Here is a 12,540-nt window from a genome sequence, read left to right as displayed (position 1 = left end):
TCTCCGTCTTACTCTCTCATAAAAACTTCCTGTTATCTTTCGATCATCAGAGCAGTTCCACTTCCCGCCTGATCTTCTTCGCGGCCACCATCAGCCTTTTTCTGTATATCTCCAGTTTTTCCGGCGACATCAAATCGATAGGACCGGAGATACCGATTCCGTAGCGGACACTGTTTAAGTAGCCGAATACGGGAACGGCAATACAACGGACACCGATAAACATCTCCTCGTCATCCACTGCATACCCCTGGCTCCGGATCTTCTCAAATTCCTCCAGAAGCTTCGCTTTCTCTGTGATCGTATGGACTGTGTAGCTGGTAAACTCATAATCCTCCAGAATCTCCTCCATCCGCTCCGGTGTGCGGTAGGCGAAAATGCATTTTCCCACAGATGAGGAATGGATCGGCTCGATCAGCCCTACCATAGCCGACATGGAGTAAGGCAGGTCGCTGACCACCTGGTCAATCACATAGACCATCCCCTTATTATAGGCGCATAAATGAACGCTCTGCCCCAGTTCCCGGCTGACTTCCAGCAGAACCGGCCGCGCGATATCGATGATCTGCAGTCTGCTGCGGAACCGTTCGGCCAGATGCAGCACCCGGAATCCAAGCTTGTATTTCCTCGTTTTTTTATCCAGCTGAACCATGTCGTGCTGGCGCAGCGTTTCCATGATCCTGGAAGCCGTGCTCTTATCCACCCCCAGCTCCTTAGCCAGTTCCGTAACCGACACCAGATCATGCTTTGCCAGAATGTTTAACGCATCCAGCCCACGGTCCAATGACTGTAATACCATCCCCTTCGCCCTCCTTTATCCAGTACTGCGTTCATAATGCAAAGCTGTACTCGCGTGTGATTAAAAATTAATACCAGTATACCACACCACTCCAGCATTTTTCCAGTCTGTAACCGTTTTTCAGCCGTAGTCTTAACTTCGTCCGGACCGCTTTCTGTCGATTAGTACCGCGACGACGATGATCGATCCTTTCACCACCTGTTTATAGAACGCCTCAACGCCCAGCAAATCCATACCGTTGTTGATCACACCGATAATCAGCGCGCCCAAAACCATATCAAATACCTTGCCGATGCCGCCTGTGAAGCTGACACCGCCGATGATACAGCCTGCGATGGCGTCCAGTTCATAGCCCACCCCCAGGTTGGGGGAAGCCGATTTCAGCCTGGAGGCCATGAGCGTACTGGCCAGTCCCAGCAGCGCGCCCTCTATTAAATACGCCTGGATCTTGATCTTATCCACATTAATGCCGGCCACTCGGGCGGCGTCCTCATTGCCGCCTACCGCATAAACATAGCGGCCTATGGGACGTTTCTTCATGACGAAATTCATCACGATGACCACAATAACAAACACGATGACTGACCACGGCAGAACACCTCCGATGGAGGTAGAACCCAGATAGTTGAAGGAATCCGAAAAACTGCCGATAGGCATTCCATGAGCCAGAATAAGTGCAAGGCCCCTGGCGATGGATTGGGTGCCCATGGTAACGATAAATGCCGGGATTTTGCCCTTTGCCACGATGATTCCGTTAAACGCGCCGAACAGAACGCCGGTGGCGATTCCTACCGCATATCCGACAAAAGCCGGAAGTCCGTATCCCGCCACACTGCTCGATACCATGATTCCCGCCGTCACGCCGGACAGCGCGAACATAGAGCCGATCGACAAGTCGATGCAGTTCATGATAATCAGCACACCTACGCCGATGGTGGCGATGCCGATACAGGAAATCTGCTTCAGTATATTAATCATATTGCTGGCGCTTAAGAAATTCGGAGCAAATATGGATAAATACAAAAATATTATGACAAACCCAATGACGATACCATGATTATTGACAAACTCTTTTACACTCTGTTTTTCAGCTGTTTTCTCTGCCATGTTCTTCTCCCCCAATCTCCTTCTTGACCGCGTACTTCATCACTATACTCGGATCGGCCTCGTCCCTGTTTAAGATTCCGGTCACATGCCCCTCATTCAGCACCAGAATCCGGTCACTGATCCCCAGCACCTCCGGCAGCTCCGAGGAAACCATAATGATGGACTTCCCTTCGCAGGCCAGCGTGGACATCAGCCGGTGAATGTCAGACTTCGTCTTAATGTCGATTCCTCTCGTCGGCTCATCCAGGATAATAATATCCGGATCCGCGTTCAGCACGCGTGCCACGACCACCTTCTGCTGATTTCCCCCGGAAAGATTCGCGCAGAGCTGGTCATCGCCGCTTCTCTTGATCTCCAGTTTATCCCCGAATTCCTTGCAGTACTTTGTCTCTAAAGACTTGTTAAGCGCCCCGTTTTTCAGACACTTGCGCAGTGCCGACATGAGGAGATTGTCTCTGATCCCCAGCTTCAGCACCAGACCGTTTTTCTTTCTATCTTCAGGAACCATGATAATCCCCCGCCGGATGGCGTCCTCCGGGATTCGGTTCACAATTTTTTCTCCGTTTAAATAGATTTCTCCGCTGTCCGGCCTCCGGACACCCATGATCGTCTCTACGACCTCCGTTCTTCCGGCGCCCATGAGCCCTGCCAGTCCCAGGATTTCTCCCTTTCTCAGAGTAAAGCTCACATTTTCAAATTCCTTCGCCCTGGTTAAATTCTTCACTTCCAGAACGACGTCCCCGATCTTCGCCTGCTGCTTCGGATACATTTCGGAAATCTCACGGTCCACCATATATTTGATCATCTCGGCTTCCGTAATATCCTTCACCAGACCGGTATGGATAAAGCGTCCGTCTCTCAGAATCGTCACACGGTTGCAGACCCCGTATACCTCTTCCAGCTTATGGGAGATAAATACGATCGCCTTTCCCTGGTCGCATAACCGTCTCACCGTCTTCAGCAGATATTCAATCTCCGTCTGGCTCAGCGCCGAAGTCGGCTCGTCCATGATGATGACATCCGCATCGTAGGAAATTGCCTTTACAATCTCCACCAGCTGAAACTTTGCCACCGTTAAATCCGCCATCCTCGCTTTCGGGTCTAAGTCTACTCCCAGCCCCTCCAGCAGGCGCTTGGAATCCTCGTACATTTTCTGATAGTCCACACAGCCTGTCCTGGTCATCGGCTCCCGGCCCAGATAGATGTTTTCCATTACCATCATGTACTTTACCTGGTTGAATTCCTGAAATATCATACTGATTCCGGCCTTCTTCGTGTCCATGACCGATTTAAAATGCACCTGTTTCCCCTTGTAGTAAATTTCCCCTTTTGTCGGCACATAGAGCCCAACCAGAATCTTCATCAGTGTGGATTTTCCGGCACCGTTTTCCCCCATCAGCGCATGCACCTCACCCCGTCTTAAGGTGATGGACACATCATCAAGTGCGTGCACGCCCTGGAAACGCATGTCTATATTTTTCATTTCCACTATGATTTCATGATTCTTCTCTTCCGTCTGATTAGCCATGCTGCCCCCTCCTTGTTTAAATGGGGAGCCTGCGCGCACCCCCGCGCAGCGCTCCCCGCATATACCTCGCCGTTTCTGCTGATTAGAAATATTTCTTCGCCAGCTCGTCACGTTCAGCCGCTTTCTTCTCGTACTCTTCGATATTATCCTTCGTACAAACCTCGTAAGGAATAATATAATCGGATATTTCCTCGCCCTGGGCCGCTAAAATGGCAAGGCGCAGCGCATTTTCTCCCTGTGCCAGACCATCCTGCCAGATGGAACAGTCCACTTTTCCGTCCTTGATTGCTTTTAAGATCACCGGATCACAGTCCATTCCCGCCAGCTTGATTTCCCCCATCTTGCCCGCGTTTTCAACAGCTGTAATGACACCGGTAAGCTGACAGTCTGCCATACACAGGATGGCGTCTACGTCCTTTCCTGCCTGCAGCCAGTTCTCCACAAGTCTCATGGATTCCTCCGGAGACCAGTTTCCCGTATCGTGTACGACCAGCTCCACACCCGGATTCTTGGCCAGCACCGCCTCATACCCCTGTGCCCTTAACACCTGTGCGGAATGCCCCAGAACCGCATCCACGTAAGCCAGCTTCGCATCGGGACCGCATACGGAGATGATTCTCTCCATCTGGAGTTCACCGGCCTGCTCGTCGTCACAGCCCACATGGGCCGTGTTTCTCGTGCTGTCCGTGACGGTGTTTAACGTGATGATCGGAACGCCTGCATCCGCCGCCAGATCCACGGCTGCCGCACACTGAGTCTTGTCTACCGGCTGAATAATGATGGCGTCTACTTTTTTACTCACAAAGGTTTCCACCTGGCTGAACTGCTTCGCCGGATCGTCATCTGCAAATACCACTTCCATGTCGATATCCTGTGCCTTCGTCGCCTGATACTCATACATGGCCGATGTAAAATACTGAACAAACCCGCTCTGATTTCCCTGCATGGAAATGCCGATCTTTATCTTCTCTCCTGTCTCTTTATTCTCCGCAGCGGCCGGTTCGGCAGCCGCCTCTTTGGCCGCCTCCGTCGTCTTCGGAGCTTCCGCCGTTCCCGCCGGAGCCTGTTTCTGTCCGCATCCCGCCATCGATACCACACATGCTGCTGCCAAGATAACCGTAACCATACGTCCTAACTTCATATCTTCTCCTCCTTGTTATGAGCACTCAGCGTCTGTCTCTCAGACGCTTACATGCGACTTTTGAATATTTCCACGCTCTGCCTGACCCCTTCAGCCAGAGGCGTCACCGGCACTTCCCCTATCAGCCGGTCCAGTTCATTTCCGCTGATATTCTTTGGAAATGGCAGCGGTTCGTCTTTAAATGTAATCAGCCCCTTCGCCTGAGGACACGCCTCCTCGATGGCCTTCACCACTTCCGTCATATTTACGGAATTTCCGGCGAAATTAAAGCAGTGAGCCCCCTCGTACTCTGCCTCTGCCGCCATGATAAATGCCTTCGCCACATCGTCCACATACTGGAAATCGAAATCCCCTCCGTACGAAATCTCGTATGCTTCTCCCTTGACGGCGGCCTTCATGGCGGTCGTCGGGGTAGACGTCATCCCCTGGTCTCTCAGTGGTCCATAGGCCACGTAAGGTCTTAAACCGATACTGGAAATGCACTCCTTTTCGTAGTAAATCCTGGCGCTCCACTCATTGGCCTGCTTGTACACACCGTAGTGGGCGTGAGGATGGAACGGCGAACTGTTGTCGTAGACACCGCCCTCATACTCTTCCGTCAGGCCGTAAACCGCCGTGCTGCTGGCGTACACCAGCTTCTTTAATCCGCAGGCCTTTACCGCCTCGAACATATTGACGGTGCCTTCCACGTTTACCCTGGCGCCCAGAACCGGGTCCGCCTGGCAGAACGGCATCTGCATCGCAGCCATGTGAATGACCGTGTCGATCTCATCGTCCTTCAGAGTATGAAGAAGCAGCTGGTAATCGGTAATATCTCCCTTTACCACATGGATCTTCCCGATTTCCTCCTTTTCCATAATCAGCTCCAGCACAGACAGCTTCTCCGGGCTGCGCACCAGCGCATAAACCTCCCGGCCTGATTCAATCAGATTTTTCACCACCCAGCCGCCGATACAGCCGGTGGCGCCTGTAATAAAATAACGTTTTCCCATGTAAGCTCCTCCTATTTTGCCGCCCAGCCGCAGTCTACCAGTAAGTCAGATCCCGTAATGAAGGACGCCCCGTCGCTGGCCAGAAAATAGATGGCTTCAGCGATCTCGGATGGCTCCGCCCAGCGTTTAAAGGCCTGCTCCGCTTCCCTTACCTTCTTTACATCTTCAAACGGAAGTCCGGTGCGGGTCGCCTCCAGCTGTATATCCGAACGCAGCATGGGAGTATCCACAGATCCCGGGCTCACGGAGTTAACTCTGATGTTGTAATCCGCCACCTCCCAGGCAACCGCCCTCGTAAACGCGATGACCGCCCCCTTGGTCGCCCCGTAAATGGCATGTTCCGTCTGACCCACGTGGCCGGATATGGACCCCAGATTGACGATGGCCCCCTCCTTTTGCTGTTTCATCATCGGAAGCACCAGCTTCGTCAGGACAAAGGTTCCGCCGATATTGACCTTGGCCACACGCTCGAATTCCTCGAATTTCGTGTCCTCCAAAGGCTTTACGACCACAATTCCCGCATTATTGTTGAGCACGTCGATTCTGCCATAGACTTCGATCACAGTATTGATGAAATTCTCCATGGTCGTCTCATCCTGGACATCGCCCACGCAGGAGAGGAATTCTCCCCCCATTTCAGTCACCATTTCTTCCGTCCTGCTGAGCGCCGGACTGATGTCGATCATAGCAACCGCATACCCTTCCCTGGCAAATTTTAAAGCCGATGCCTGACCGATTCCATTGGCCGCGCCCGTTACAACCGCAACTTTCTTCCCCATAGTCTTATCCTTCCCTTTTCCTTTATAATCCCAGCATCTCCCGGGCCTGGGCCGCCGTTGCCACTTCCCGCCCCAGACTCCTGGAAACGTCTGCAATCTCCTGTACCAGCTCATGGGTCGTGCAAACCTTTCCCTGCTGGTTAAACGGATAATCCTCGGTTCCCACGCGCACATGGTCTCCATTTAAGATTGCCGCCGCAAGTATATCCATCTGCTCCTCACACATAATCGTTACGGTGCAGGCGCAGTTTTCAGGCATCAGCCTGCGTCTGTACAAATACTCTTCCACGGTGGCCGGTGACCATGTGCCGCCCGGCCATCCGAAGAACAGTGTCGTAATGTATGGAGCGTCTAAAAGACCTTTCTCTATCAGCTGGTTCAAATTCCAGATGGAGCCTGTATGCCAGATTTCAAATTCGGGTTTTACACCGTACTTCCTGCAGGCCGCCGCGTATTCTTCCAGCTCTGATAACGGGTGAAGCACATCACAGTTCACCTCTTTAAATGCCTCCGCATGATGGTTGGCAATGATTGAAACCATGTCATACTTCAGCTCAAACAGCTCGATTCTCTCCTGAAGCGGAATGCTTGACATGCCGCCCTGGAGGATAATATCAGAGCGTTTCTTTACCTCGTCATAAACTTCCTTCCACTGCCCCTCGGCATGGGTATGCAGTACAGCGGCTCCGGCTTCCCGGCAGAGTGCCGCTTCCTCTCCGATTTCCACAGCGTTTCCCGGATATGCCACCTCCGGATGCAGCCAGCAGATGTTTGGTGTCGCTACGATCACCAATGGTTTTTCCTTCCTCATGTTCGTATCCCCTCTCATTTTTCTATAATTTGTTTTGGAATGGTCGTGACCTTCTTACAGCCATCCCCTGTCACCACATACGTATCTTCCACGCCGATCAGGGCGCCCCCGAATTCCTCCCATGCCTCGATCTCGAACACCATGTTCTCTTCAAACGGGCCGTCTATATTACCCAGGGTTCCCAGGATATGTACGTCCTCGCACTCCATGCCCATGCTGTGTCCGATGGAAAATGCCAGGCTGTTCGGATACTTGTTCTGATACCATGCTTTGGCTTCCTCTCCCAGCTCCTTCATATTAGTTCCCGGCTTCACCCGCTCCTCAATATAATGCTGGAATTCCAGCAGCGCGTCGATATGGGCCTTTGCCGCTTCCGGGGTCTTTCCGATGATCACATGGCAGTTGATATCCGCCACATACCCTTTGTAGCTGGCGCCGAAGTCGAGGCGGATGATCTCTCCCGCCTGAACCTCCCGGCCGGTTCCCGGCGCCTCCGGATCGGAATCCCCGATGGTCATGGTCAGATGATCCCAGTCGGAGGCGCCCGCATCCAGCATGGCCTTCTTGCCGATTGCAAGGAGCTCGTTGTCCGTCACGCCCACGGCACAGGCGTCGATGCACGCCCTCAGCGCCGTCTCCGTGATCTCGGTAGCCTTTAGGATGTATTCCATCTCCTTCTCTGATTTGACCAGTCTCATGTCGCGGAATGCCTGATCGGCCTCCACCACTTCTATGGCAAGCTTCGGATCGTTCAGCACATCCATCACGTATTTGGGAGCGGTGGATTCCACACCCACCCGTTTCCCTTCCATTCCCCACTGTTTCAGCTTCCATTTGAGGGCCTTCTGTACATCGCGGGGACTCTCGATTCCCACACTGTCCGCGGCCCAGCACATGGTCTCCGCGCTCTTAAAGACGTTCCAGTGAAATACGGTGTTCTCTCCCGCTTTTCGTATCAGCCCCATATAGGGATACTGGTTGGCCAGGGAAGCCAGGATCGGATTCGCCGCACTGTGAAGCACCGGCAGCCCCGTCGTGTAGTATACATGGATAGGTGAGGTGGCCAGCAGCAAATCCAGTCCGTATTTCTTCATCACTCCCGCAGCCTTTTTCTTATCGTAACCAATGGGATCCGCCATCTTAATCTCCTTTAAATTCTTATTGATCGGAATAGAAGGCGCCAGCTTTTCCAGTATTTCATGGGTTCTGCCTTCCTCGCCCATCTTCCGTACCTCCTCACAGCGCACCGGCCGTTTTTCAATATGTGAAAGGTAACCGGTCAGAATCGCCTCAATGGCATGCATGGCCTGGTACGGCGTGAACTCCGGAACCGTATGATCCAGAATGCACCGAGCGAAATGCTCGTCCTCCCTCTTCACCGAGATGGGATAGTACTTCGGAAACGGCGCGTGCTCGCACTCCGGTTCATACCATTTCTGGCGCATCCGTTCGTCCTTTGACGTCATGGAGTAGACTCGTACCGGCTTTTCCCACGCATGGTTCTCAAAGATCGTTCCCTCTGTTCCGTAGACCTCCAGGCTGTTAAATGGTGGTGTCATCTGTGTAAAGCTGACCATAACGTCTGCAATGGCTCCGTTTTCATATCTGGCGATGGCCGCCGCGTTGTCCTCGGCCTTCTCCGGCAGATTAATCATCTGCTTTGCCAGCACCGCGGTCACTTCCTCGCAGCGGCTTCCCATAATATATTCGATAGTGGCAAATTTGTGGGCCGCCATGTCCATGAGGGACCCGCCTCCTGCCTTGATGGGGTCTCCCTTCCAGAAGCCGCTCTGGCTTAAGCCGGGAATTTCATTGACTCCCTCATAAGCCCGGATCATCGTCACCCTGCCGATGGCGCCCTGTTCAATCAAGTCGTGCACACAGTTGTGTGCCGGAAGGAAACGGTGATTCTCCGCAATCATAAAGAGCACATGGTTCTCCTCGCAGGCGTCTATCATACGTTTACACCCTTCCAGCGTGGTACCCATGGGCTTTTCACACAGCACATGTTTTCCTTTTTCAGCACACTGCACGACAATGTTGTCGTGATAAACGTGGGGCACCATGACCAGCACCGCGTCAATGTCGCTGTCCAGCATGTCGTCCAGATTCTCATAGGCTGTCATCGGGTTGTTTTTATATTTCTGAGCCATTCTCTTTGCATTTTCATAGTTGATATCATAGATGGCCGTATATTCCAGAATCTCTGAACCTCGTATGCCGTTTGCATGGAAGTAAAATGCGCCTCCGCCTCCGACTACTCCAAATTTTATCTTTCTCAAGCCCCATACCTCCTTGCTGAATCTGTTATTTCATCCAATACATTTTCCAGAATGCTGATAAACCGGATTGCGCCGTCCTTGTATCCGATGTAGTCCACGTCCCCGTTCATGTGGGCTACCGCCGAATATACCCGGCCGTTTATGATATCCAGTGCAACTGCCTTGTGAATCCGGAATGTCACGTCCGGAAGAGATATGGTGCCCTTCACAGTCCTGCAGCTTCCGTTCTCAAAGACAATCGCGTAGGAATACTCATCAAATACAAACTGGAAGCTCTCACTATATCCTTTCAGTGTAAAGGTAAGAATGTCATCCGAGTTGCACACCTGTTCAAACAGAACAAATATATTGTCGAAATCCGCTTCGTTCAGTCTGTCCTCCAGAATCTTCGTTCCTGTTTCAAACATCAAATCTTCATCCATCGCATTTCCCTCCTTTTTGTTGTTCGCGTTTTTGCTTTTTATCCCCTTGCAAGTTTACTATAACAATCTTTTTTGCCCATTTCAATTCTCAACCTTGAACTTGTTTCACTATATGCAACAACTGATTACTTTCTCATGAACCGAAAGGGGGTTTGTCTTTCAGCCATCCTCTGCAAAGCGTCTAAATGACGGATCCCAGTCAATAAAATCAGTGTTTTTTTATCTATTTCCGACAATCAATATTTTTTTACTGGTAAAACGCACAATTTTATCTTTGAATTCTCCTGAAGTTTGTGAACACTTTTGTAGGGGTTATGGTGTATATTAATAATTGTAAACCCCCCCAATACATTATATAGTTTTTGCTACACCCCATAAGAAACGAAATACCTTCTCCGAAAAAAGGACCAGCTCCCCCGGCTGATCCTTTTTCATTGTCTTAATATATTATTTTGCCCTGTGAGAAAGGGGCGGCAGACTCGCGTCCGCCGCCCCTTTCCCTATTTCACCAGATAGCCCTTCTCCGCGAGCGCTTCCGCCGCCCGCAGGAAATCTTCTTTCTTCGTCAAAACGTAATCGGTGTTATACGTGGAAACAACGAAAATACCGATCGAATGCTTCGCCAGGACTGCCGATATATCCGCCAGGATTCCAATCAGGGAAAAATCCAGCACTCCCTCGATCCGAAACGCCTTCCAGCCATCCTCTCTGTCCGTCGTCTCCTCCGGAACATGCTCCGTTCTGCACACCAGTGATAATTCCTCATCCGTTTTCCCGATAAAATAAAACGAATCCGTCAGATTGACTCCTGACAGGTCCCGGATTTTACAAACCGAGAAATCGTCGTTTAAAAGCTTTATTTCCATATAACTTCCTCCTGCCACCTTATTCCATCATATTATCGCGTTTGAGCTGAAAGGCGGCTACTATACCGTCTAATCTTCTCGCTTCGGCGGAGAGTGTCTGGCTGGCCGCCGCTTCCTCCTCGGCGGTTGCCGAATTGGACTGCACGATCTCGGCAATCTGTTCCATGCCGCCGCGCAAGAGCCTGATGTGCTCCGCCTGCTGGGCCGACGCGGCCGATATCTCCCGCACCAGTCCCATCGCCTGATTGGAAGCAGACACGCCCTGCTCCAGAGCTTCGGCTGTGGCAGCGGCGATCTCTCTGCCCTTTCTGACCGCCGTGTTGGCATTCTCAATCAGCTTCGCCGTATCCCTGGAAGCCGCCGAGCTCTTTCCCGCCAGACTCCTCACTTCCTCCGCGACCACGGAAAAGCCTCTGCCCGCCTCCCCGGCCCGCGCGGCTTCGACGGCGGCGTTCAGCGCCAGCAGATTCGTCTGCAGGGCAATATCCTCGATCACCTTTGTAATTCGCTCAATCTCTTCGGATGCGTGTGTGATATCATTCATGGCGGCCGTCAGCTGTTCCATCTGGGCCTTTCCCGCCTCCAGCACCCGGACCGCGTCCTGGGAGACGAGACTGGCCTCGCCCGCGTTGCGCGCCGTACTGTCAACCTCATCCGAGGCGGCTTCCAGCGTCGCCGCCAGTTCCTCCACCGAAGCGGCCTGCTCCTGGGCTCCCTCACTCAGCGTCATGGCGCCGTCTGCCACCATACCGGCTCCATCTGCCACCTGGGCGGAGGACCGGACGATCTCTTCCAGCGTATGATTTAACCGCAGCGTAATATGAACCAGAGATTCCCGGATGGAGCTGAAATCTCCGACGTAATCCAGTGTGGGACTCACCGTTAAGTCATTGGCCGATATCCGTTCCAGCACGTATGCCAGCTCTCCGATATACTCTCTCAGACGTTTTACGGTAAGTTCAAAGGTTCCTGCCAGCTCTCCGATCTCATCTCCCGACGTAATTCCAGATACCACAGGAGCATTAGAAGCAATTCCAAAATCCCCCTGTTCCACCGTGCGGGCAAACTTCCTGAGGACGGCGAAGGGAAGCGATATGGCTCTCTTTGTGAAAAACAGAATCAGTCCAACGCCCGCCGCCGCGCAGATCAGCCCCGCAAGCCCCATGGCAAACAGCGCCCGGTACATCGTGGACTTCGCCTCATAACTCGAGACTCCCGAAAAAATAAGCCCTTCAGCCGTCCCATCCGCTCCATACACCGGTACATAGGAGCAGACATGGGGAACACCCAGAATCGAGGTCTCTCCGACAAATGATTTCCCCTCTGAAAGGACTATCTCTGCAACTTCCGGATCCAGCGTCGTTCCGGTGACGCGCTCTCCATCCTTTATGATCGTGGTGGCTGTCCGCTTATCTCCCTGAAAGATCGTATACTCGTAACCGGTCTGAGCCTTCAGTTCATCGAGAAGCTGCGTCCTGTCCCGATCCCCGTATTCCGCCTTCGAAAGCTCATAATTCAGCAGATTCGTTCCCTGCACACACTCCGCCTTCAGCATGTCCATGAACTGCCTGTGGAAAATGATTCCACAGAGAGTAATAACAAAAGCTGTGCTCGCACACAGCAGGACACCAGCCAGAATACTGAATCTGGCGCCTAGTTTCAGTGACTTTTTATGGCGCTCCATACGTGGCCCTCCCGGAATTAATTTCCTGGTCCTTTCTGTTAATAAGAAATATTCTGCTTAAACATATCACGAGGGCTTATGTCTGTCAAGAACTTTGAAAGGGCTTCCAATTCCGGGAGGAACGGCCTGTTT

At 52.2% G+C, this 12,540-nt stretch carries 11 protein-coding genes; all 11 read right to left on the bottom strand.

Annotated elements, in window-relative coordinates; translation table 11 throughout:
• Positions 1 to 46 precede the first annotated feature (46 nt).
• A complete protein-coding gene (locus tag H8S80_RS23630; protein WP_117622104.1) occupies positions 47 to 796 on the bottom strand; it encodes an IclR family transcriptional regulator in 750 nt (249 codons plus the stop codon).
• Positions 797 to 928: 132 nt separating this feature from the next.
• Positions 929 to 1,903: an ABC transporter permease gene (locus H8S80_RS23625; RefSeq protein ID WP_002601379.1), complete on the bottom strand. Its 975-nt coding sequence runs from the start codon at positions 1,901 to 1,903 to the stop codon at positions 929 to 931.
• Positions 1,884 to 3,431, bottom strand: coding sequence for a sugar ABC transporter ATP-binding protein (locus H8S80_RS23620; protein ID WP_117622103.1), 1,548 nt, complete (start codon positions 3,429 to 3,431; stop codon positions 1,884 to 1,886). The genes H8S80_RS23625 and H8S80_RS23620 overlap by 20 nt, the downstream gene beginning before the upstream one ends.
• A gap of 82 nt (positions 3,432 to 3,513) precedes the next feature.
• Positions 3,514 to 4,572, bottom strand: a complete 1,059-nt coding sequence (locus tag H8S80_RS23615) for a sugar ABC transporter substrate-binding protein (RefSeq protein WP_117622102.1) — start codon at positions 4,570 to 4,572, stop codon at positions 3,514 to 3,516.
• Between the two features lie 47 nt (positions 4,573 to 4,619).
• Complete coding sequence (locus H8S80_RS23610; RefSeq protein ID WP_117622101.1) at positions 4,620 to 5,564, bottom strand: NAD-dependent epimerase/dehydratase family protein; 945 nt, start codon at positions 5,562 to 5,564, stop codon at positions 4,620 to 4,622.
• A gap of 11 nt (positions 5,565 to 5,575) precedes the next feature.
• Positions 5,576 to 6,343: an SDR family NAD(P)-dependent oxidoreductase gene (locus H8S80_RS23605; RefSeq protein WP_117622100.1), complete on the bottom strand. Its 768-nt coding sequence runs from the start codon at positions 6,341 to 6,343 to the stop codon at positions 5,576 to 5,578.
• A 22-nt stretch (positions 6,344 to 6,365) separates the two neighbouring features.
• The gene (locus tag H8S80_RS23600) at positions 6,366 to 7,154 is read right to left on the bottom strand and encodes a beta-keto acid cleavage family enzyme (protein ID WP_055658855.1); all 789 of its coding nucleotides are present in this window, start codon (positions 7,152 to 7,154) and stop codon (positions 6,366 to 6,368) included.
• Positions 7,155 to 7,168: 14 nt separating this feature from the next.
• On the bottom strand, positions 7,169 to 9,436 hold the full coding sequence (locus tag H8S80_RS23595) for a M24 family metallopeptidase (protein ID WP_117622099.1): 2,268 nt from the start codon (positions 9,434 to 9,436) through the stop codon (positions 7,169 to 7,171).
• Positions 9,433 to 9,858 (bottom strand): hypothetical protein, encoded by a 426-nt coding sequence (locus tag H8S80_RS23590; RefSeq protein ID WP_002601386.1) that lies wholly within the window; start codon positions 9,856 to 9,858, stop codon positions 9,433 to 9,435. Before H8S80_RS23590 ends, H8S80_RS23595 begins: the two co-directional genes overlap by 4 nt.
• Positions 9,859 to 10,358: 500 nt before the next feature.
• Positions 10,359 to 10,724: an ACT domain-containing protein gene (locus H8S80_RS23585; RefSeq protein WP_002601387.1), complete on the bottom strand. Its 366-nt coding sequence runs from the start codon at positions 10,722 to 10,724 to the stop codon at positions 10,359 to 10,361.
• Between the two features lie 19 nt (positions 10,725 to 10,743).
• Positions 10,744 to 12,408 carry a methyl-accepting chemotaxis protein gene (locus H8S80_RS23580; protein ID WP_117622098.1) on the bottom strand — a complete coding sequence of 555 codons (1,665 nt, stop codon included), beginning with the start codon at positions 12,406 to 12,408 and terminating at the stop codon, positions 10,744 to 10,746.
• Positions 12,409 to 12,540: the final 132 nt, after the last annotated feature.

Source organism: Hungatella sp. L36 (assembly GCF_014288035.1).
The sequence above is the reverse complement of the archived record's forward strand: the minus strand, read 5'-3'. Positions and strand labels throughout refer to the sequence as shown.

Excerpts from the sequence above, each read along its gene's own strand:
- H8S80_RS23630 (WP_117622104.1), bottom strand. The coding sequence starts at position 796 with ATGGTATTACAGTCATTGGACCGTGGGCTGGATGCGTTAAACATTCTG.
- H8S80_RS23625 (WP_002601379.1), bottom strand. The coding sequence starts at position 1,903 with ATGGCAGAGAAAACAGCTGAAAAACAGAGTGTAAAAGAGTTTGTCAAT.
- H8S80_RS23620 (WP_117622103.1), bottom strand. The coding sequence starts at position 3,431 with ATGGCTAATCAGACGGAAGAGAAGAATCATGAAATCATAGTGGAAATG.
- H8S80_RS23615 (WP_117622102.1), bottom strand. The coding sequence starts at position 4,572 with ATGAAGTTAGGACGTATGGTTACGGTTATCTTGGCAGCAGCATGTGTG.
- H8S80_RS23610 (WP_117622101.1), bottom strand. The coding sequence starts at position 5,564 with ATGGGAAAACGTTATTTTATTACAGGCGCCACCGGCTGTATCGGCGGC.
- H8S80_RS23605 (WP_117622100.1), bottom strand. The coding sequence starts at position 6,343 with ATGGGGAAGAAAGTTGCGGTTGTAACGGGCGCGGCCAATGGAATCGGT.
- H8S80_RS23600 (WP_055658855.1), bottom strand. The coding sequence starts at position 7,154 with ATGAGGAAGGAAAAACCATTGGTGATCGTAGCGACACCAAACATCTGC.
- H8S80_RS23590 (WP_002601386.1), bottom strand. The coding sequence starts at position 9,858 with ATGGATGAAGATTTGATGTTTGAAACAGGAACGAAGATTCTGGAGGAC.
- H8S80_RS23585 (WP_002601387.1), bottom strand. The coding sequence starts at position 10,724 with ATGGAAATAAAGCTTTTAAACGACGATTTCTCGGTTTGTAAAATCCGG.
- H8S80_RS23580 (WP_117622098.1), bottom strand. The coding sequence starts at position 12,408 with ATGGAGCGCCATAAAAAGTCACTGAAACTAGGCGCCAGATTCAGTATT.